The 21,116-nt window shown below is 72.2% G+C and carries 15 protein-coding genes and 1 other RNA gene; 4 read left to right on the forward strand and 12 right to left on the reverse strand.

The genetic code is table 11. From position 1 onward, the window contains the following. Positions 1–124: 124 nt before the first annotated feature. Positions 125–1,069: an ATP-binding protein gene (locus OG570_RS05120; RefSeq protein ID WP_326955784.1), complete on the forward strand. Its 945-nt coding sequence runs from the start codon at positions 125–127 to the stop codon at positions 1,067–1,069. On the opposite strand, the gene OG570_RS05125 is transcribed toward OG570_RS05120, so the two are convergent. From OG570_RS05125 to OG570_RS05180, 12 genes are all read right to left on the reverse strand, one after another. Further along, positions 1,066–1,251: a hypothetical protein gene (locus OG570_RS05125; RefSeq protein ID WP_247061188.1), complete on the reverse strand. Its 186-nt coding sequence runs from the start codon at positions 1,249–1,251 to the stop codon at positions 1,066–1,068. The genes OG570_RS05120 and OG570_RS05125 overlap by 4 nt on opposite strands. A gap of 3,562 nt (positions 1,252–4,813) precedes the next feature. After that, positions 4,814–5,815, reverse strand: coding sequence for a C40 family peptidase (locus OG570_RS05130; RefSeq protein ID WP_326955785.1), 1,002 nt, complete (start codon positions 5,813–5,815; stop codon positions 4,814–4,816). A 2-nt stretch (positions 5,816–5,817) separates the two neighbouring features. After that, positions 5,818–6,423, reverse strand: coding sequence for a hypothetical protein (locus tag OG570_RS05135; protein ID WP_326946402.1), 606 nt, complete (start codon positions 6,421–6,423; stop codon positions 5,818–5,820). 3 nt (positions 6,424–6,426) lie between these two features. Then, a complete protein-coding gene (locus OG570_RS05140) occupies positions 6,427–8,517 on the reverse strand; it encodes a magnesium transporter (protein ID WP_326955786.1) in 2,091 nt (696 codons plus the stop codon). A gap of 88 nt (positions 8,518–8,605) precedes the next feature. After that, on the reverse strand, positions 8,606–11,587 hold the full coding sequence (locus tag OG570_RS05145) for an ATP-binding protein (protein ID WP_247061184.1): 2,982 nt from the start codon (positions 11,585–11,587) through the stop codon (positions 8,606–8,608). A gap of 3 nt (positions 11,588–11,590) precedes the next feature. Continuing rightward, the gene (locus tag OG570_RS05150; protein WP_247061183.1) at positions 11,591–12,124 is read right to left on the reverse strand and encodes a hypothetical protein; all 534 of its coding nucleotides are present in this window, start codon (positions 12,122–12,124) and stop codon (positions 11,591–11,593) included. A gap of 13 nt (positions 12,125–12,137) precedes the next feature. After that, entirely contained in the window at positions 12,138–12,404 is a 267-nt protein-coding gene (locus tag OG570_RS05155) for a hypothetical protein (protein WP_247061182.1), read from the reverse strand. 455 nt (positions 12,405–12,859) lie between these two features. Further along, positions 12,860–13,720: an SCO6745 family protein gene (locus OG570_RS05160; protein WP_326955787.1), complete on the reverse strand. Its 861-nt coding sequence runs from the start codon at positions 13,718–13,720 to the stop codon at positions 12,860–12,862. A 104-nt stretch (positions 13,721–13,824) separates the two neighbouring features. Then, an RNA gene (gene rnpB, locus OG570_RS05165) (RNase P RNA component class A) lies at positions 13,825–14,219 on the reverse strand. A 29-nt stretch (positions 14,220–14,248) separates the two neighbouring features. Further along, positions 14,249–15,505 (reverse strand): NAD(P)/FAD-dependent oxidoreductase, encoded by a 1,257-nt coding sequence (locus OG570_RS05170; RefSeq protein ID WP_326955788.1) that lies wholly within the window; start codon positions 15,503–15,505, stop codon positions 14,249–14,251. Next, the gene (locus OG570_RS05175; RefSeq protein WP_326955789.1) at positions 15,502–16,314 is read right to left on the reverse strand and encodes a ferredoxin; all 813 of its coding nucleotides are present in this window, start codon (positions 16,312–16,314) and stop codon (positions 15,502–15,504) included. Before OG570_RS05175 ends, OG570_RS05170 begins: the two co-directional genes overlap by 4 nt. A gap of 8 nt (positions 16,315–16,322) precedes the next feature. Next, positions 16,323–16,991 (reverse strand): DUF4142 domain-containing protein, encoded by a 669-nt coding sequence (locus tag OG570_RS05180; RefSeq protein ID WP_326955790.1) that lies wholly within the window; start codon positions 16,989–16,991, stop codon positions 16,323–16,325. A gap of 247 nt (positions 16,992–17,238) precedes the next feature. On the opposite strand from OG570_RS05180, the gene OG570_RS05185 reads away from it, so the two are divergent. Genes OG570_RS05185 through OG570_RS05195 form a run of 3 tightly spaced genes read left to right on the forward strand, consistent with a single transcriptional unit; the run spans position 17,239 to position 21,060 of the window. After that, the gene (locus OG570_RS05185) at positions 17,239–17,817 is read left to right on the forward strand and encodes a sigma-70 family RNA polymerase sigma factor (RefSeq protein ID WP_326959880.1); all 579 of its coding nucleotides are present in this window, start codon (positions 17,239–17,241) and stop codon (positions 17,815–17,817) included. After that, positions 17,814–18,233, forward strand: coding sequence for a hypothetical protein (locus OG570_RS05190; RefSeq protein WP_326946396.1), 420 nt, complete (start codon positions 17,814–17,816; stop codon positions 18,231–18,233). Before OG570_RS05185 ends, OG570_RS05190 begins: the two co-directional genes overlap by 4 nt. A gap of 31 nt (positions 18,234–18,264) precedes the next feature. Then, complete coding sequence (locus tag OG570_RS05195; protein ID WP_326955791.1) at positions 18,265–21,060, forward strand: AAA family ATPase; 2,796 nt, start codon at positions 18,265–18,267, stop codon at positions 21,058–21,060. The last annotated feature ends 56 nt before the right edge of the window (positions 21,061–21,116 follow it).

The raw sequence follows: 21,116 nt of genomic DNA on the forward strand, positions 1-21,116 counted from the left end.
GAGGCACCCCCCAACCCTAACCCGCCAAAGGCCGATGATCGCCCGATCGGGCGCGGGCCGGTCGGGTGTACGTTGATCGCGGTAGTAATGAAAACCGTCTTCATTCCCAGGAAGGGTCTCGACCGTGAAGATCGCGTTCGTCGGCAAGGGCGGGAGCGGCAAGACCACGCTGTCGTCGTTGTTCGTCGCGTACCTCGCCGCCACCGGCAGGCCGGTGCTGGCCATCGACGCCGACATCAACCAGCACCTCGCGGTGGCGCTCGGCGCGACCGAGGAGGAAGCGCTCGCCTGGCCGACGCTCGGCGACAACATGACCCTGATCAAGGACTACCTGCGCGGCGACAACCCGCGCATCCCGGACGCCGCGTCGATGATCAAGACGACGCCGCCGGGGCGCGGGTCGCGGCTGGTCAGGCCGTTCGAGGACAATCCGGTGTTCGACACGTGCTTCCGGCAGCTGGGCGGCGTGCGCCTCGGCGTCACCGGGCAGTTCGACGAGGACGACCTCGGCGTCAAGTGCTACCACTCGAAGGTCGGCGCGGCGGAGCTGCTGCTGAACCACCTGGTCGACGTCGACGGCGAGTACGTCGTGATGGACATGACCGCGGGGGCCGACGCCTTCGCGTCGGGGCTGTTCACGCGGTTCGACGTGACGTTCCTGGTGTGCGAGCCGACGGTGCGCAGCGTGGGCGTCTACCGGCAGTACGCCGACCACGCACGCGACTTCGGCGTGCGGCTCGTGGTGGTCGGGAACAAGGTGACCGACGACGAGGACGTCGAGTTCCTGCAGGAGCAGGTCGGCGGGGCACTGCTGGGGTGGATGTCGGCGTCGGGCCACGTGCGCGCGGCCGAGCGCGGCGCGACCCGCCCGATCGGCGAGCTGGAGCCGCGCAACCTGTCGACGCTGTGCGCGATGCAGGCGGCGGTCGACGCCGAGCAGCGCGACTGGGCGCGCTACCAGCGTCAAGCCGTCGAATTCCACCTGCGCAACGCCAAGGCGTGGGCGGGCGCCGGCCTCGTCTCCCAAGTGGACCCCGAGTTCGTGCTGGGCCCGCAGGTGACGGTCTAGTCGGCGTCTTCGGCGTCGGCCTGCCGGGTCCGCTCCCGCGCGATGTCGAGCGCGCGGCGGGCGGTGGCCTCATCGGGGTACGGGCCGAGCAGGTCGACGCCACGGGAGCGTTCGAGGTGCTCGACCTGGTTGGTGCGGGTGTTGTAGTACCAGCCAGGATCCGGGTTCGCGTCTTTCGCCATGCCCCAAGCCTGGCATCCCGGGGCGAGTCTGTCAGCGCTTGTACCGGTAGGGGATCTCGGTCGGCAGCCCGGTGGGCCCGAACTCCTGAGGTTCCTCGGGATCGGCGGGCTGCTCACCGATCTCGTCGAACCAGCCACGGGAGGGCATGGCGGTCCCGCGCGGAGGAGTGTCGGCGTCTTGCGCGCTCGGCTGGGGAAGGGGCTGGGGTTCCCGCCCGGGAAAGACGGGCGGAGCCTGCTGACTCGGCGGCGGCGTGGAGTTCGGCCCCGGGAAGACGGGCCGTACTGGGGCGGCGTGGCGGGTGGGGAAGGACTGGGGGGTCGATTCGGGGCCGGGAAAGACGGGCTTGGCGGGTTGGCTGCGAGTGGGGCCGTTGGCCGGCCCCGGACCCCACGACTGGGGCTGGCCTGCCGGCGGCTGGGGCGGCTGCGGCTGACCTGCCGGCGACTGGGGTTGGCTCGTTGGCAGCTGAGGTTGGACCGCTGACGGCTGAGACTGGCCTGCTTGGGGCGCGGCCTGGTTTGGCTGAGGCCGAGGCTGAGCGGGCTGCGGCGCAGCCTGCGTCGACTGCGGCTGACCGAACGGCGGCGAGGCCTGGACGGAGTGCTGCTGAGGCTGGCCGGACTGCGGTGGCGTGGCTGAGCCGGGCTGCGGACCAGGAGGCGACGCGACAGGCTGACCACCCTGCGCCGCCGCAGGCTGAACCGGCTGCGGCAAAGACGCCGCGGCCGGCGGTGCGGCGGACTCGCTGTGCTGCGGCGGAGGTCCCCCAGGCTGCGGACCGGCCTGAGGCACCGGGTGCGGCACCACGAGGCCGCCGGGCTGTGGCGAGCCAGGCCCGGTGGGTGTGCCGGGCTGCCAAGCCGACGGTGCAGTCGGCGGAACAACGGGCTGACCAGGTCGCCAACCAGCCGGTGCGACCTGCTGCGATGTCGCGGGCTGATCGGGCGAGGCAGGCGGCACCGCAACCTCCTCGGGAAGCCGCCGAGCGGACTCACCGGCGAGCGAGGTCGGCAAATCGACCCCCGGAGCAGCATGTGACTCTTCGGATTGCGGCAGCTGCGAGTCAGACGGCTCTGGTCGCTGCGGAGGAGTCTCCGCAACGGCCGCGTCCGAGTACGACGCCGGATCGGCATCAGGGACCGTCGCCGGCCTGGCAGTCTCACCGGACTCAACAACGGGTGTCTCAGATCGCGAGGCCGACGCGCCTTCCCCGACCGTCGTCGACTCGACCGGCCGATCAGCTTCCGGCACGGACTGACCAGGCTCCGCGACGGGCACACCGGAATACGAGTCGGCCTGCGTGACCGTCGGTGGCTCGGCGGACTGGTCGGGTTGTGTCGTCTGCTCGGCAGGCAGCGACCGAGACTCGCCACCCTGCTGAGCGGACGGCTCCGCCGGCACCACGGGCTCGGACGCCACTGACTGGGCCGTCGCCTCGGGCGCGGGATCGGTGGGGGCTTGTTCTGCCCTCGCCTCTTCAGCGGCCGCTTCAGGCTGCGACGCAGATTCCGTCCGGAACTCCGCAGCAGGTTCAGGTTGCTGCGCCGGTGCCGCCTCGAACTCCGCAGCGGAAGCTTCGGGTTGCGTTGCCGCCTCTGTCTGGGACTCCGAAACGGGCGCCTCAGATTCCGGCGCCGGCTCCGCCTGGAACTCCACGACAGGAACGTCAGACTGCGGCGCCGGCTCCGCCTCGAGCTCCGAGGTAGGGGCGCCAAGCTCCGGCGCCGATTCCGTGCGGAACTCCGCAGCGGGAGCCTCACGTTCCGGCGCACGCTCCGCCTCGCGATCCGGCGCAGGTTCCGTCTGGAACTCCGTGGCGGCAGCCTCGGGTTGCGATGCCGCCTCTGCCTGGAACTCATCTGCGGGAGCTTCGGGCTTCGGCGCCGGGTCAGCTTGGAACTCCGTGACCGGCACTTCGGGCTCCGGCGTCGGCTCCGACTCCCTGGTGAGAGGCGCCGGTTCGGCCGGTGGCTCCGAGTTCGGATCGGCTTCGGGCCTCGCGGGCTCGCTCGTCGCCGGGACAGCCGAGGGCTCCGGGTGGAACTCGTCGGACAGTGCGGAGCCGGTCGGCTCCGGGCCGGGACGGTCGGCCGGTGCCGGCTCGCTCGGGGCAGGTTCGGCGAGAGGCTCCGGGTGGCGATCCTCCGCGGGCAGGTTCGGCTGAGCGACTTCCGGCGAGCGGAGATCCGACTCGATGGGGGCTGCTGCCGACCCTCCAGCGGGCATCGCCGGCTGGGCGCCTTCAGGCCGCGCGGACTCTGTCGGCGGCTCGGGCTGCTCGGCTGGGGGTGCATGCCGTGACTCGCCCACGTACGGCGGTAGTGGGCCGGCGGGCTCGGATGTCTCCGGGGCCGCGTGACGGGCCGTCTGGTGGGGGGCCACCGGGCTCGGGAGGTCCGCCTCCGCGGCTACCGACCACTCCTGCTCCGGGGCGCGGTGCTCCCAGCTCGGCGGGGGTTCCGGGCGGTGGCGGCTCGGCGACGCGTCCTCCATGTGGCCCCACGACGGGCCCGTGATCGACGCCCCGGACCCCGTGGGCGGCTCGGGCTCGGCCGGGCGACCCGGCCCTTCCGGCCGCGGCTCGGCGAACCCCGCCGGACGGCTCGCCGCTCCCGGCCGTGGCTCAGCGGGCGTCTCGACGCCCGCCGGACGCCCCGGCTGGTACTCCGGAGCCGAGGGGGCCTGGGCAGCTAAGGGAATCGAAGGAGCTGCTTGACCAGAAGGAACCGACTGGCCCGAGGAGGCCTGGGCAGCTGAAGGAACCGCAGGTGCCGATTGGCCCGAGGAAACCGCAGGACCAGGCTGCCCTGAGGGCGCCGGCTGACCCGAGGACGCCGGCTGACCCGACGGCGCCGGCTGACCCGGCTGGCCGTGCGGCATCGTGCGCCACACCGGTGCCGGGCCGATGTTCATCGCGGCCGGGGCCTGCCCTGGCGGCGGTGGTGCTCCCGGTGGTGGGGCCTGGGGTCGCGCCGCCGGCTTGGGGATCGGGTCCAGGCTCGACACCAGGACCGTCGTGTTCATCGGGTCTTCCACCTTGCGGCCGCTGCGCTCGCGGTAGACCATCTCGCCGTCGGCGTCCATCTCGACCAGGTAGCCCGCCTCCGCCAGCTGCTCCTCGTCCAGGTCACCCAGCTTCTCGTAGCGGGACGGGACCACCCGGTAGATCGGCCACGCCAGGCGCGCGTTCTCGGCGTGGAACTGGGCCAGCAGTGCCGCCATCTGCTGCTGCCACGGCAGCGACATCCCCTCGGCCAGGGACCGGGGCAACACGACGTACCCCGCGTCGACGCCGGGGTAGCCGACGCTCAGCTGGTCGGCCAGCGGGGTGCTGGAGGCGGGGCGAGCCGACTGCCGCGGCGGCTGGGGCGCGCCGAACAGCGACGCGGGGTCCTGGGGACCACCGGGCTTGCCTCGCTTGCCGAATTTCCGTCCCACGTGCTCATCCTCTGCCAGTACGCGGCCACCTGCTGGTGGAGGCGCCGCGACGTCGGGTGAATCGGTTCCGTTGTCGGCCCATCCGCCGGCCCGCTCGTGTCAAGGGGGCTTTAACCCATGCTAAACGCCGGGCCGGACCGCCTGCGGCACCACTTCGGCCTCATCGAACGAGAACGCCCGTGTGTGCACCGGAACACCGGTCTGCTGGGCCTCGACGACCTTGCCGTCACCGAGGTACATCATCACGTGGTGGATCGTGTTGGGATCCGCCGGATTGTTCGCGAGGAACAGCAGGTCACCGGGCTGCGCCTCGCGCACCGGCAGCATCGCGCCCGCGTGGTACTGATCACGCGAGACGCGCGGCAGGATGATCCCGGCCGACTCGTAGGCGCGCAGCATCAGACCCGAACAGTCGTACGAGCCGGGCCCTGTGGCGCCCCACACATACGGCTTCCCCTGCTCGCCCAGCGCGAAACTGATCGCCTTCGCGGCGGCCTGGCTCGGCGGCAGCAGCTGGCCCAGCCCGGTGCCGCAGGCGACGACGTCGACGACCTGGCCGACGTTCTCCACCAGCGTCGCCGCCATCGGCTCCCACTTGTGGTAGCGGTCCGGGAACCCCGAGCGCTCGACCCGCTGCGCGGCGTCGCCCGGGCGCATGTTCTCCCAGTCCGGCACCGCCAGCAGGACGTCGAAGAACTTGTTGACCTCGTACGTCGGGTCGGTGACCTGCGCGTACGTGCCCCAGCCCATCGACGGGCGCATCTGGAAGATGCCAAGCGAGTCGCGGTCGCCGTAGGTCAGGTTGTGCAGCCCGGACTCGGTCATGCCGGCCTGGATCGCGACCTGCCAGGCCCGCGGCGCGAGCGACCGCTGCTTGCCCAGCGAGACGATCAGCGCGACGGTGCCGCGCTGCTCGTCGTCCAGGTTCGACGCGTCGACCGTGCCGCGCTCGCCCTCACCGGGCTGGGTCGGGCCGACCGAGGCGTCACAGCTGGTCAGGGAGACGCCCCGGGCCTGCGCCTGCTGGTTGTCGATGACGACCTTGGCGGCGACGGCGGTGACGATGAGGGCGCCGATCGCGACGAACACGACCAGTCCCAGCCACAGCCCCAGCCGCCGCATCGTCAGCTCGCCTGGTCGTAGTCGGCGACCCGCCAGCCCGCGTTGGTGCTCACGACCGTGATGCTGAGCTTCGGCCCGTCGGTGGGGATCGTGAGCTGCACCGAGCTGGTGTAGGACGTGCCGACCGTCGGCTCACCGGTGACCTTCGTGGCCGGGACGTTCGCCGGGTCGACCGACGACATCACCGGCAGGTACTCCTCGGTCGTGAAGGGCTTCAGCTGCTCCAGCCACTGCGCCGACGTGATGCCCGCCGGGTGGTTCACCCAGGCCGCGGCCCATTCCTTCGCGACGCGGACGGCGTCCCCGTTCGGCGCCGCCGTCGTCGGGGTGACCAGGGGCTGGGACAGGCGCGTCGGCAGGTTCGACGTCGGCACCGACGCGGCCACGCCCGGCTGCGTCGCCGTGACCGAAGTGGTGGTCGTGCCGGAGGCGAGCGGCGACGCCTTGGCCGGCTGCTTGCCCATCACCTTGGGCACGACGATGCCGAGCGCGGTGACCAGGATGGCCAGGAACACCAGCGTCCCGATGAGGTGGCGCGGCGAGCGCAGCGGAAAGCCCCACAGGCGGCGGTAGACCGCGGCGCGGCCGCGGTTGGTCCGGATCGGCATCCGTCACCGCCCCATCACTTGGTCGGTGTCACGCGGCTCTTCACGGACTTCGATGCCCCGCGACGGCCGGTACAGCACGAAGACCGGCTTGCCGGCGACGACCTCGGGGTCGACGCGACGCGGCTGCGCGCGCACGCCCGGCGGCCGCGGCGCTTCCGGCGCGGAGTACCCGTTGAAGTCGGCTTCGGGCGAGCGCAGGTCGGACGGCACGACGACGGGCTCGGGCTCGTCGTTCCAGCGCCGGTCGGCCACCGGCGACGTGTCGACGCGGCGGCTTTCCTCACCCCGCACGGTCGGCCGGCCACCGGCGCCGACGACGACGTACTCGCCGGGGTCACCGCCGGCCGGGTTGTACTGGCCGTACACCGGAGAACCCGGGCGGCCACCCGAGGGCAGGGCACCGGCCGAGCCACCGCCGATGGCCCCCGGCCACGCGCCGGACCACGCCGCGGCCGGCCGGGACGCACTGGTGCCGTTGTTGTCGAGCCGCTGGGCGTTGGCGAAGATCGTCGCCTCCGGCCGGAACCGCCCCCCACCGACGGTCGCCCCCATCGGCCCGCGCTGCTCGCCGTCGACGACGTCGTCGGTCTCGCGCACGTTCTGCCAGAACGCGTCCTGCGGCGTCGGGCCATTGTTGTTGCGCCGGAAGCGGGAGAAGATCCCACCGCTGGGCGACGGCACCGCGGCGCCGACCATGCTGACCGACATCTCGACCATCTGCCACAGCCGCCGCACGGGGCGGCCGACCATGAACAGCAACACGGTGATCAGCCCGGCGAGCACCATCTGGGTGAGCATGTTGAGCGAGTTCCCGGCGTCGAAGATGGCCTGCAGCAGCAAGGCGTGCACGCCGGCGAGCACCGAGAGGACGACCAGGTTGAACGCGACCCCGCCGGCGACCTTGAGCACACGCCGCAGGATGTCCTGGTGCAGCAGCGCGACGAGCCCGATCAGCGGCGCGGTGAGCGCGAAGAGCCGGATCAGGACCTGCGCGAGCAGCACGGACGCCTTGGCGAGCAGCTGGAAGAGCGAGTAGACGAGCGCCTGGCCGAGCGACAGGAACCCGGCCCCGGTGCGGCCGCCGGCCTCGCCGGTGAAGTAGCCGGTGGCGGGGCCGAGCTTGGTGGAGATGTCCTTGTAGGAGTTCTTCTTGCCGTCGATGACGCCTTGGTTGCCGTCGTCGCCGTTCACGAGCTGGTTGCGGGTGAACGCCTGGGCGTCGAGCAGCGGTTTGCCGTACTGCTCGGCCTGCGGCGCCGTCGGCGTACCGAACTCCCCGCGCAGCCAGTTGTTGTAGACGATCTGCGTGTGGAGCTGGGTCGGCAGGATGTCGCGGACGATCCGGTCGCCGCTCTCGTCGACGAAGCCCGCCTGGATGTTCGTCGTGGTCTGGACGATCGCCTTGTCGATGGGGTCGAAGTACCGCAACATCGCCAACGACGACGCCGCGAGCCAGATGCCGGCCAACGCGTAGAGCGCCCGTTTGCTGACCGCGGCGAGATCGCCGCGCCAGATGTTGCGGAACATCATGATCGACAGGATCAACGCGACCAAGCCGAAAAGCTGGGCGTAGATGTTGTTGTAGACCTTCTCGGCGCCCGACTTGACCGCGTTGTAGATCGGGTTCAGCAAGCCACCCTCGAGCACCGTGTAGTGCAGCGAGTTGGTGGCGCCGACGATGTTCTTGCCGAGGTTGAAGAGCTGGTTGCCGCCCCAGGTGTCCAAAGTGGACCCGGCCGGGGTCAGGCTCAGGCCGGAACAGTCGGTCTCGAAGGTGTTCCAGACCATGCCGGCGTAGCTGTAGTCGATGTAGGCGCTGTTCGGCTCACCGTGACCTTCCGGCGGGTCGAGGGCACCGACCATGCCCGCGCCCGGGCGTTCCGGGTTCGGCGCCTCACCGCACGCGGCCGCGCTCGCTGCCGGGGCCGTGGCGATCGCCTGCAGGCCCAGGACCAGCATGACGGCGAACATCGTCGCCTTGCGGCTCGGGGTACGGCGGCCCGGGCGGCGCGGGCCTTCCTTGATCCGCCGCTTCAGCGCGTGCCACCCGGCGGCCATCGACAGCAGGACCGCCAACGTCAGCAGGGTGCTCATGCGCCACGCTCCGCGGTCGCCGGGGCGGCGACGCCGGTGGCGAAGCCGCTGCTACGACCGGCACCGGTACTTCGGCTCCGGGCGGCGGTCATGCGGCGTCCCGGCCGGTGCCGCCCTTCCCGCCCGTGCGGGCGTGTTGCTGCCCGCCGTGTCCGTTGCCGTTCGCAGGCTGCTGGACGTCGCCCTGAACTTCGCCCGTCTCCGAGGCCAGTGGGTCCGGTGCGCCCAGCAGGTTCTCGTCGGCCAAGCCGACCTCCAGCTCCGCCGCCAGCTCGAAGTCCTGCTCCAGCTCGATGTCGTCTTCCGGTGGGGCCGCCACGAACGGCTTCTTCTCCTCCGTATGAGGCAGGGCCAGTTCCGTGCCCGGACGGCGGGGCTTCTCCGCGTCCTTCGAGCCCGGCGTCGTGTCCATCACCCGGCGCAGGTGGTCCAGGTGCGGGCCGGAGAAGTCGACGCGGATGCGCTCCACGCCGCCCGCGCCGTCGCCGAAGATGAACTGGCGGGGCTCGATGTCCCGCTCCAGGCCGCGCTGCTGCGCGCCCGGACGGCGGCCCAGCGCCGCGACGACCTGCTCGTAGCCGACGCCCACCGGGACCTTCAGCAGCCGCAGCGCGTCCGCCTGGGCGTCGTCGTCGTCCAGGCGCCCGACGAACACCGAGTCCAGCAGGGTCACGAAACCCTGGATCTTCAGGAAGTCCGCCGGGATCTGCGACGACAGCAGCACGCGGACGTTCCACTTGCGCGAGTCACGCGCGAAGCGGTTCATCAGCACGCGCCCGGTCGGCACCTCCGACAGGAAGAACGCCTCGTCGATCCAGACGCCCTTGCGCATCTCCTTCGGCTTCTCGTAGACCGACCGCTGGGTCAGCCACGCCGCCAGGTTCAGCATCTCGACACCGAGGGACTCCGCGTCCGTCCAGTACTCGCGCGGGACGCCGTCCTTCGGCAGGGTCAGCCCGGCCATGGTCAGCACCGTCAGCCGGTCGTCGCGGGTTTCGGCGTACGGGTCGGCGTCGGTCTCCGGGATGAGCAGCGCCATCCGCTCGCGCATCTCGTCGAGGAAGTCCGCGACGACGCCCGCGTGCTCGTGGTGCTCGCTCGAGTCGCGCCGCAGGGCGTCGATCACCTGGCCCGGGTCGGCGTCGAACCGCCCGCCGACCGTGCGGACCGCGCGCAGCAGCACGATCCGGGTCTGCGCCATCCGCGACACCTCGTACGGCAGGACGCCGGTGAGGACGTCCAGCACAAGACGCCGTCGCGTCGCGCCCGCGAGAGCCTTCTCGCGGCGCCAGGAGCGCTCGGGGTCGTCCTCGTCCATGAAGTGCTCGATCAGCGGCTCGGCGACCACGCGGTACGGGTTGAGGATGCCGGGCTGGGCGTTGAGCAGGTTGATCGGCCGGGCGTAGGGCCGCAGCTCCGGCAGGTCGCACAGCCGCGACAGCGGGCCGGACGGGTCGAGCAGCGTCCAGCTCGCGCCGGCGCGCAGCGTCTTGTAGACGATGCCGCCGCCGAGGAACGACTTGCCGGCACCCAGGCCGGCGACCATCGCGGTCAGGCCCGAGCCGTCGCGGATCTCCTGGGCCATCCACGGGTCCCAGGCCACCGGGCGCCGGGTCGCCGTGCAGGTCTCGCCGAGCAGGATGCCGCGCCGGTCACCGACCTCCGCGGTCGCCGTCGGCACCGCGGACGCGCCCCAGACGACCGAGCCGCGGCGCATGTAGGCCGCCGAGGCCAGCGGCTCGCCCGGGATGAACTCCCGCGCCAGCGCGTACTGGGCCTCCGGGTGCTCGATGGCGATCTTCGGTTTGTACAGGTCGAGCAGCTGCTGGGCCAGGCGCAGCGCGTCCCGCTCGGTCGGGCCGGACACCGCCAGCCGCCACCAGCTGCGCACGCGGGTGGCGAGCGCGGTGAAGCCCGACGTCATCTCGTCGTCGATCTCCAGCACCCGCCCGGCCTGGCGCGACAGCGACTGCGGCGGCTCCAGCTCGTGCTCGTCGGTGTAGTGCTTGACCTGCGAGCGCACCTTGTTCATCTGGCGCGCCAGCTCGCCCGCGACCTCTTCGGGGCGCCGGACGTAGATCCGCGCGGACACCTCGACGGCGGCGGGCAGCCGGTCGGCGTGCTGGATCCACGGGTCGTCGACCTCGGGGATCTGCAGGCCGTGCATCTGGCCCACCGTCAAGATCGCCAGGTGGCGTGAGACGCCGGCGTTGGAGCCGGTGCGGCCGCGGACGGTCACGGTCGGCGCGTACGGGTCGGCGTAGTAGTCGGCGGCGTCGGTGAAGCTGGCCAGGTCCTCGGGCTCCCAGGCCGCGCCGGGCACCGCGGGCATGTTCCGCGGCGCGGGCAGGCCGAGCGAGCACGAGCGGTGCATCAGCCAGGACATCTCCTCGGCGTGCACCGGCCGGCCTTCCAGCCCGGCGCTGCCGATGACCTGGTCGAGGTGCTCGACCTCGGAGTCCAGCGCGGTCAGCTCGGCGTCGACGGCCTCGGGCAGGATCTTGCGCAGCACCGGCGCGGCCCGCTCGACCGCGCGGTCGACCATCCGCCGGGTCTGCACCTGGACGCCCAGGTAGACCTCTTTTTCGGCCATCGAGCGGCCCATCAGCTGCTGCTGCTCGCCGATCAGGTAGTCGTCGAAGGACAGCGCGCCCGGGACGTCGTTGGGGCGGCCGTGCGCGTTGTAGACGTGCGCTTCGGCCCACATCCGGATCGGGTACGGCCGGTTCGTGACGCGCAGGTGCAGCCAGCGGCCCTGCAGCTCGGCGTACTGCCCGGCGATGGCCGCGACGAGGTCGCGGCGCTGCGAGTCGGAGCGGAACGACCAGCGCTGCGGCGCCAGCCGGTACCAGGCGTAGACCTCGTACCCGCTGCGGACCAGGTGACCGTCGATGCTGCGCACCGCGATCGACGGGGTGTACGCCGGAATCGCCTGCTCACCGGGCAGGCGACGGCCCTTGGTGCTGCTGCCGCCCGAACCGTTCCGCGCCGCGCGGACCTGCTCGGGCGGTTGCCACGCGCCCGAGTGTGCGTCCCGACCTTTACCTCGGCTACCGCCGCGACCGAACAACGACTACCTCCCGGCCCGGGCCGCACCGCGGCGGCTCGGGCGCGCTCGTGGGGTTCCTCTGACAGACACCGCGGCGCGTAGCGCTTCCGTTGAGGCGGTGGTGGGGGCATGGGTGGCCACGGCACCCGGCTGCGGGCCGTGGTGCCGGTACTGCCGTCTCCGGCGGTGCTTCGGCAACGGGCGCTCGGCCCGCACCCGGACGCGGCTGGCGCTGACGGCGCCGCCCGTGCCCGTGGTCGCCTGCCGCGGCGTGTTGAGCTCGCGCCCGGCCATCGAGACCACGGTGCCGAGCGGCCGCTCGTGGCTGATCTTGGCCGTCAGCAGCCGGGTCACCACGATGGTGGCGATGAACGCCCACGCCGTCGAGAAGAACCCGAAGCTCCACCCGGCCCAGCGTTCGACACCGAGGACCACGAAGAACACCGGGATGCCGATGAGCCACGCGACGTAGCGGGCCCGCCAGGGAAAAGTCGCTTTCGGGGGGCCGAGCCAGACGGCGTCGACCCGGTAGACCTCGTCATCAGTCCTGATGCGCACGCGGGCCCCTGCCTCAGCCGGTGAACAGGCCGGCGATCCACTGGCCGACGTTGACGCCGGCGCCGCTGACCGCGAGTCCGATGATCGCCAGCGCGATGACCACGCCGGCGAGCCTGCGCATCACGCCGGCGTTGTCGCCCTTGCCGCCACCCAGCCACAGGAGCAGGAGCGCGACGGACAGCAGCACCAGGGGGATGACGTTGTCGAGCAGCCACTGGCGCACGTTTCCGGTGCCCAGCTCGCCTGCGGCCAGCGTGTCGAGGGTGGTCAAGGTCATCATCGCGTTACTCCCGGTGCGCGGTGGGGGCCGCGCGGTTCTGGCTCAAGCAGTGCTTCGAACAACATCATGGCGGCTACGAGGGGTAGCGGTCAAAGCGCGCTGAGTAGGTACCGGCTCGCTGCTCAACCGGGACGGCGCGCTTGTTACCCGAAATCTCCACGCCCACCATCATCGCGGCAAGGGTCCTCCGGTCAAAGCCCGGCCGCCCATCGTTTTTGTCGCAGTGCCGAACTCACTCTCTTGGCAGAGAATCGCTCACTTTGCGTGCCCGGCTTGTGACCGTCGCCGGGCCCGAAACAGTGTGACACGACCCGAACGGCGGGCTTGCAGGAGTCCACACTGTGACGCCGAGTGGACCGGTCCGCCGAGATCCCGATCTTGGCGGCCGCGAACGTCCGTCACTAGGTGTTCAAGACCTCACACAAGTTTCACTACATAGCGTGATCTTGCTCCATTCAGACGCGCCGGCGGCCGGCGAACACGCCTTCCGGGAAGGCGCCCGCCTCGACGGCCTGGCGGCTGAGGGCGCGGCACAGCAGCTCGAGCCGGGCCGTCTTCTCCGGGCCCAGGTGGTCCCACGGCCCGGTCGCGGCGGCCTCGGTGGCGACCTCGACCCGGTCGCGCAGCGCGACGCCCGTCTCGGTGAGCGCGCCCTCGGCGTCGAGGATCCCGCGGTCGGCCAGCCCGGCTTCGGCGGCGGCCCACTGCTCGTCGCTCCAGCCCCGGGTGAGCTTGGCGACCTCGGGCACGAATCCGTCGCCGGTGGCGACGTGCGTGACCAGCGCTTCGATGTTGCCGAGGCCGTTGAGCACGAGCGCGGCGATGTGGCCGTCGCCGCGGTACTCGCGCAGCAGCGTGATGGCGTGCCAGAGGGCGAGGTGCGGCTGGTCGGGCCAGGCCAGCGCCGCGTGCGCGGCGTAGAGGGGACGGCCTTCGGCGGTGCAGCCGGCCGAAGCCTCCCGAGCGAGTTCGGCGGCCTCGGCCACCTCTTCGCTCTTGAGGGTGTCGTCGCCGAGGAGGCGGGTCAGCACCTTGTCGACGCCGTCGAGGCGGGCTTCGAGGACTTGGGCGGGCGTGGCCAGCGTCCAGGCCCGCGGGATCACCCGCGCGACGACCTCGGGGTTGAAGTTGTAGAAGGTGGCCGCGACGACCTCGGCGCCGACGGGTCCCATGGCGGCGGAGCGGCCGGCGAAGTAGGGCATCCGCCCCGGTCGCAGCCCGATCCCGGTGAGAGCGGCGTCGACCTCGGGCGCGAAGTACGTCAGCGCGTGCAAGGAGTCGAAAGCCGACTTGAACTGCTTCTCGTTTCCCGCCATGCGGGCACCCTACCCCCGGGTAACCACTTGGCACGAGCCTCCGCGGCACCCGGTCGTGAGTGTTTAGGGCGGTTCTAACCGCCCTAAACACTCACGACGGGGTGCGGACGAGCTGGCGTGTAAGCCGGATCCTGTTCCCCGGTCGCCTTGCGGCTCGCGGGGCGGCGGTCATCCATCTCGGCCTGCCGTCGCCGGCAGGCTCCAGCGGCCTACCCGCAGACTCGGACGGGCCGTCCTCGAGCGCCTGCGCAGGAGCCGAAGCTCCCTCTTGGCCTTGCTCCGGGTGGGGTTTACCTAGCCGTCCCGGTCACCCGGGACGCTGGTGGTCTCTTACACCACCGTTTCACCCTTACCCCTGGTCCGAGAACCGGGGCGGTCTGTTTTCTGTGGCACTTTCCCGCGGGTCACCCCGGGTTGCCGTTAGCAACCACCCAGCCCTGTGGAGTCCGGACTTTCCTCGAGCCGGGTCGCCCCGGCCCGCGACCGCCCTGCCAGCTCGTCCGCGCCGGGAATCGTACCCGGGCGCGCTCACCACCCCGCGACGGCGCCGCTGTGGTCGCGGTCGCCGCCGTGGCGCGGGCGGACGATCTCGGGCGCGGGCTCCCCGCCGGGTGACCGCCGCCGGCGCGCCAGCTCGGCCGTCCAGTGCAGGACGGCGGCGGGGCTGTCGAGACCGATCAGCCCGACGAGCGCGCCGTCCCGGACGAAGCCGGTGATCGGGCGGGTGCCGGGCGCCGGGGACTCCAGCAGCACCGTGTCGGTGCCGAGCATGGGCCGGCCGGCGACCTGGATGCGGACGCCGTGCTGTTCGGACCAGTAGCGCGGCACCGGTGTGTACGCCGGTGACCCCTGCGGCCCGGCGAGCAGGTTCGCGGCGGCCGCGCGGCTCATCTCGACCGCGTTGAGCCAGTGTTCGTCGCGCCGCGGCACCGGGTCGAAGCGCAGGTTCGGCCAGCGGGCGACGTCGCCGGCCGCGACGATCGTCTGCGAGCCGACGACGTGGCAGGTCGGCCCGCAGACGACGCCGTCGTCGAGCGGGAGCTTGGCGCCGCGCAGCCACGACACCGCCGGCACGCTGCCGACGGCGACCACGACGCAGGCGACGTCGAGGGCGCGCCCGTCGGTGAACTCGATCCCGACCGACGCCGCGGTGGGCCGCCACCGCCGGACCGCGGTGCCGAGCTCGAGGCGGACGCCGCGGGCGGTGTGCAGCGCCGTGAGCCACTCGCCGATGTCGGGGCCGAGGACGTCGGCCAGCAGGGCCCGCGCGCGGCCGATGAGGACGACGTCGCGGCCCATCTCCCGGAGGCTGGACGCGACTTCGCAGCCGATGAAGCCGTCACCGACGACGGCGACCGGGCCGGGACCGGTGGCCAGCGCGCGCTTCAGGGCGATCGTGTCGGCCAGCGTCCGGACGACGACGACCCGCTGGTGGCCGTGCGGGGCGCCCGGCATCCGGCGGGGTTCGACGCCGGTGGCGATGATCAGCCCGTCGTAGCGCAGTTCCTCACCGCCGAGGTGGACGACCTGGCGGTTCGGCGACAGGCCCGTGACGGTGGTGGCGAAGCGCCACTCGGCGTCCACTTCGAGCGGGTCGGCCAGGAGCGTGTCGGCGCGGCTGACCGCGCCGGTGAGCAGGTGCTTGGACAGCGCCGGGCGGTGGTAGGCGATGTCGGGCTCGGCGCCGATGACGACGACCTCGCCGTCGAACCCGAGTTCGCGCACCCGCTCCGCGGCACGCAGGCCGGCGAGGCCGGCTCCGGCGATGACGATCCGTTCGCTCATCGGATGGCTCCCACCAGGTGGATGGCTCGCATGGGACAGGCACGTGCGGCGGCCCGGACGTGGCTTGTCAGCCGCGCCTCCGGCCGTTTCTCGTACTCCAGCCGGCCGTCGTGGCCGAGCCGGAAGACCTGGGGCGCCTCGGACTGGCAGACGCCGTAGGAGTGGCAGAGGTGGCTGTCGACGTCGACGCGCAAGGTGTCCGCGTCCGGAACCGGCGCGATCAGCCCGGCGCGCACGAGCGCCGCCGCGGGCAGCACGCGCAGCGCCGACAGCACGACCGGCGGGACGAGCAGCGTGATCCCGGCGAGCCAGACGGTGGCGAGGTGGCCGCTCCAGATCGCGCCGAGCCAGGCGTGCGCGGCGAGCAGGCCGATCGCCGGGTAGCCGAGCTGGTGGAAGCGGAGCCAGCGGCCTTCGCGGGCACCGCGACGCAACCCGGCCGTGACCGAGACGGCGACGACCAGTTCGAACCCGACGATGCCCAGCGCGTGCCGGGTGGTGCCGTCGTAGAACGGGAGGAGCAGGTCGGCGACGCCGAACGCGTCGTCGTCCCGGAAGTCGTCGAGGAACAGGAACGTCAGCCCGTGCAGGGTGCCGGTGGCGAGGGTGAACGCGGCGAGCACGACGTGCCCGGTGCGCAGCGCGTCCTGCCCGCTGAACCGGCGGACCCAGCCCGCGGCGGCCAGGACGCCCCAGCACAGGGTGAAGCACATGCAGAGGTAGGTGAGGCGGCCGGACAGCGCGGCGGCCTCGGCGATCCCGGCGTCGTGCGGCGACGGCACGGTGTTCAGCGCGGCTGACAAGGACATGGAGCGGCTTACCTCCGGGTGCGCGGCGGGGTCGTGGCGGGGGTTCCGAGCAGGCGGAGCAGGCCGAACGTGGCGACGGCGGCGAAGGCGACGAGGACCGAGCCGAGCGCGATGTCACCGCCGTCGAGCGTGTCGTCCTCGGTGGCCGAGACGAGCAGGGACGTCGTCTCGGCGAGGCCGGTGCTCTCCAGCAGCGTCAGGTGCCCGAGCGCGGTGTCGACGGCGGTCTGGGCGAACGCGCGGACGTCGTCGTCCCGGGTGCCCGCGCGGACGTCGGAGGCCAGTGCGAAGAGATCGCCGTACTCGGCGCGGAGCCGGTTGACGTAGGCGCGGTCGAACTCGGCACCCGAAGCCGCGGCGATCTCGGCCGCCCAGGCGCGTTCCTGCTCCGTCGGCTCGGTGGGCAGCGTGATGGCGATCCGGTCGGCGGCCGCGCGCAGGGCGACGTCGAGGCGGGCCTGGTCGTCGGCGATGCGGGCGGCGACGTCGCGCACGCGGCGGTTGGTGCCGCGCTCGGCCGCCAGCCTGCTGGTCGGCACGGCCCACAGGGTGTGCTGCTTCAGCCGCGTCAGCAGGGTGCGGTCGGTCTGCTGCAGCTCCCCGGCGGCGGCCGGGAGAACGGCGCCGAGCAGCAGCGCGGCGGTGGCCGCGAACAGAGCTGCGAATCGGAGCGGCATTCCGTGTCCCCTCGTGGAGTGGTCCTTACCGGGAGCTACGCGTGAAAGGTGCGGCACGGTTCTCGTTGTCACCTTTTAGTGACTGTGACGTGCATCACAAGACAGTTTTTGAACCGGCCGTGGGCACACACCGTGGCGACTGAGAGCCGAATAGCCGGAGAAACTGATGCATATGGCCTATCAAGTATTTCTGCGCTACGCTCTGCTGGCCCTTTCGGTCCGCCAGTCAGGTGAGGTTGCGAGCTTTATGGAAGCACCGGGCAGAACAGGTATCGGCCACACCGGCCCCTCCTCGTCCGCCGCCGCGGCCGTCCTCGCGGCGGACCCGGTCGACGACCTGGTCCCGTTGCTGTACAAGAACTTCCGCGCCACGCTGTTCAGCCAGGTGTTGTCCCTCACCAACTACGACCGGCAGTGGACCGAGGACGTGGTGCAGGAGACCATGATCCGCGCCTGGCAGCACTCCGACACCCTCGAGCGCGAGCCCGGCATGCTGCGGGGCTGGCTGCTCACGGTGGCCCGCCGGATCGTCATCGACGGCTGGCGGAATCGCCGGGTACGCCCGCAGGAGGTCGCTCTGGAGATCCCCGACAACGCCGAGTCAGCCGACCGCACCGACAGTTCGTTAGCCGCACTAACCATTTCCCGCGCATTGACGGAACTGGACGAGAAATACCAGTCCGTCATCTCGGAGACGTACCTCGCCGGAAATACCGTTCGCCAGGCCGCGACCATTCTCGGAATTCCGGAGGGAACCGTGAAATCGCGGTTGTACACGGCGATGCGGCAATTGCGTAAGGCGCTCGGGGAAGTGACGGTGCGATGAGGGCGGGGAAAGGGGTGCACCGGGACGCCGCGGCCTACGGGCTCGGCGTCCTCGACGATCCGGGGGAATTCGAAGCGCACCTGAGCGGGTGTGCCCGCTGCCGGGTCCGCGTCGCCGAGTTCCGCTCGGTGACCGGGGCGCTCGCGCGGGCGGCCGAGCTCGGCTACCTGCCCCCGGGCGACGGGACGGCCCCGCGCCGGAAGTCGTGCCGGTTCGGCGGCCGGCGGCCCGGCTCGGCGACCGGCACGCTCCTGCTGCTGGCCCTGGGCGTCGGCGTGACGGCCCTGTGCGCGACGGGCGCGGCCTTCGGGAAGGACGGGTTCGCAACCGCTGCGTCCATCGTCTCCCCTGCTCGGTTCGTCGCCGGCACCGGCGCCCACCTGCGGGTTCTCCCGAGTTCGGCCGGTTACCGGTAGTCTGCCCGAACCCAACATGAAAGTCCTTACGGTGGATACCGAAGTAAATCCCGAGAACCCCGTCAGCGGGGCTTCGGTACCGAAGCGTCCCGCTCCGCGGCTCCCCGGCCGCGAGCCCGAACTCAGCCGCTTGACCAGGCTCTTCCCGGTCGCGCTGGGCGGCACGGCGGCGAGCGCGGTACTGGCCGGCGAGTTCGGCATGGGCAAGAGCGCCACCCTGCGCGCCGCCGCGGCGCTGGCCGCGGACTCGGGCTTCACCGTCGCGATCGCCACCGGGTCGCGGCTCGAGAGCCACCTGCCCGGCGGGGTGGCCCGGCAGCTGGCCGAAGCCCTGGAGAACGTCACCGCCGACCCGGCCTCACCGCGCACGCCGTACACCGAGCAGTGCGGGCCCGCCGGGGAGAGCGAAGCGCTCGAACACTTCTTCCACCTCGTCCGCGACGCGACCGGGCACGGCCCGCTGTTCCTCGGCATCGACAACGTCCACCTGTCCGACGCCTGGTCGATGCGGTGCCTCGCCTACATCCGGCACCGCGTGCTCGACCTGCCGGTGCTGATCATCCTCACCGCCCTGATCGGGCACCCGCCCCACCGCGAGGTGGCCCTGCTGGAGATGGCGGGCTGCACGCCGGCCACGATCACGCTCAACGGCCTCGGCGACGCGGCCGCCGCGGAGATCCTCGGCCTCGCCCCCGGCGAGCTGGCGTCCACCTGCCGCGAGGCCACCGGCGGCAACCCGTACCTGCTGCACGCGCTGCGGCCGCGGCTGCTGCCCGGCGCGGACCCGCACGCGCTCGGCTCGTCGCTGATCGGCCAGGTCCTCCACACCCGGATGCACGAGTTCCCGCACGCCCCCGCGATCCTGCACGCCGCCGCGATCGCCGGCGAGGACGCGAGCTTCGACCTGCTGGCCCAGCTCGCCGGCGTCGACGAGCTGGACGCGCTGCCGGCGATCGACACCATGGTCCGGCTGCACGTGCTCGACAACAGCAGCCGGCCGATGCTGTCCTACTCCTTCGTCCGCAACTCCGTGCTCAAGGACATGCCGCAGACGACGCGGGCGGTCAACCACGCGCGGGCGGCGAAGCTGCTGGCGGAGACCGGCGCGCCGATCGAGCGCGTCGCCGCGCACCTGCTCGAGGCCACCGCGATCCGGATCCCCTGGGGGGTCGACGTGCTGCGGCTGAGCGCGCGCAACGCCCTGTCCGCGGGCGACGCCGAGCTGGCCTCGCGGCACCTGCGGCGCGCGCTCGACGAGCGGCTGAGCTCCGGGCGCCGGGTCGCCGTTCTGCTGCAGCTGGCGCACGCCGAGTTCCAGGTCGACCCGCCCGCGGCCGCGGTGCGGGTGCGCGAGGCCGTCGACAACATCGGCCGCCGCGAGACCGCCGCGTTCATCGCCAACGCCATGCTGCTCTCGCTGTGCGGCGGTCAGGACGCCCGGCTCGCGATCAGCGCGGCCGGGCAGATCGCGGCGCGGCTCGACGCCGGGGGCCCGGACGCCGTCGGCCCGCTGCTGAGCATGACCTACCTCGCCGAAGCCGGCAGCCGCCTCGGGCCGCCGCCGGAGTTCCGCGACTTCGAGGAGCAGTGGGCGCCGCTGACCGACCCGGCCGCGCGCCGGAGCCGCTCGGCCCTGCTGGCGCTCGACACCGTCCGCAGCGGCGAGTCCGCGCAGGACGCCATCGCACACTTCGCCGACGCCTTGGCAGGCGACAGCGACGGAGATCTCTTCGAGCAGCACTACTTCTTCACGCTGGCCACCGCGGTGCTCGCGGACGAGCCGGCCCACGTCGACCGGCTGTGCCGCATCCTCGACGTCGAGCGCGAGCCGTGGGACGTGCACGTGCCTCAAGGCGCGCTGCCGACGCTGGCCCGCGGGATCGCGTTGCAGGCCGGCGGCGACCTGCAGCGGGCGAGCGTCCACTTCGAGTCGCTGCTGCGGCGGTTCGACGAGCGCGGCGCGACGACGACGTGCCCGGTCGGCGTGCTGTGCGCGGCCAAGCTCGTCGAGTGCTGGGTCGACCTGGGCCGGTTCGAGGCGGCGACGTCGCTGCTGGACCGGATGGACTTCGTCGCCAGCCAGGGCTTGTTCACCCACACCTACCTCCTCTACGCGCGCGGCCGCCTGCGCGTCGCCACCGGCTACACCCGCTTCGGCTTCGAGGACCTGCTCAGCTGCGGCCGGCGGCTCGCGCACCACGGCATGCGGTTCCCCGGGTTCGTGCCGTGGCGCGCGCACGCGGCCCGCGCGGCGCTCGCGCTCGGCCAGGGCGAGGACGCGGCCCGGCTGGCCGAAGAGGACCTGTCCGCGGCGACCCGCTGGGGTGCGGCGCGCCCGCTCGGCACCGCGCTCACGACGCTCGGGCTCGTCCGCGAGGACGACGAAGCCGAGCGGTCCCTGACCAAGGCGATCACGGCGCTGAGCGCGTCACCGGCCCGCCTGCAGCTGGCGACGGCGCTGACCGAGCTCGGCTCGCTGCAGTCGCGCCACGGCCAGTCCGAAAAGGCCATCGAGACGCTGCGGCAAGCCGTCGAGCTGAGCGAGCACTGCGGCGCGCGACCTCTCGCGCGGCGCGCGGCGGAGGAGCTGCGCTCGTCGCGGCGCGCGTTGACCCCGGCGAAGGACAACGAGCACGGCTTGACGCGCCAGGAAAGCCGCATCGCCGTGATGGCCGCACAAGGCTTGACGAACCGCGAGATCGCGACGGCGTTGCACCTGACGCGGCGCACGGTCGAGCTGCACCTGTCGGGCGCGTACCGGAAGCTCGGCATCCCGGGGCGCGCGGAACTCGGTGGCGCACTGGCGAAGTCCCACCGCGGCGGGTGAAGTCCCACCGCGTGGACGCGCGTTGACCACCCCTGACGTCGTTGCTCTACTCGGGC

It is taken from the genome of Amycolatopsis sp. NBC_01286 (assembly GCF_035982555.1).
Taxonomy (GTDB): domain Bacteria; phylum Actinomycetota; class Actinomycetes; order Mycobacteriales; family Pseudonocardiaceae; genus Amycolatopsis.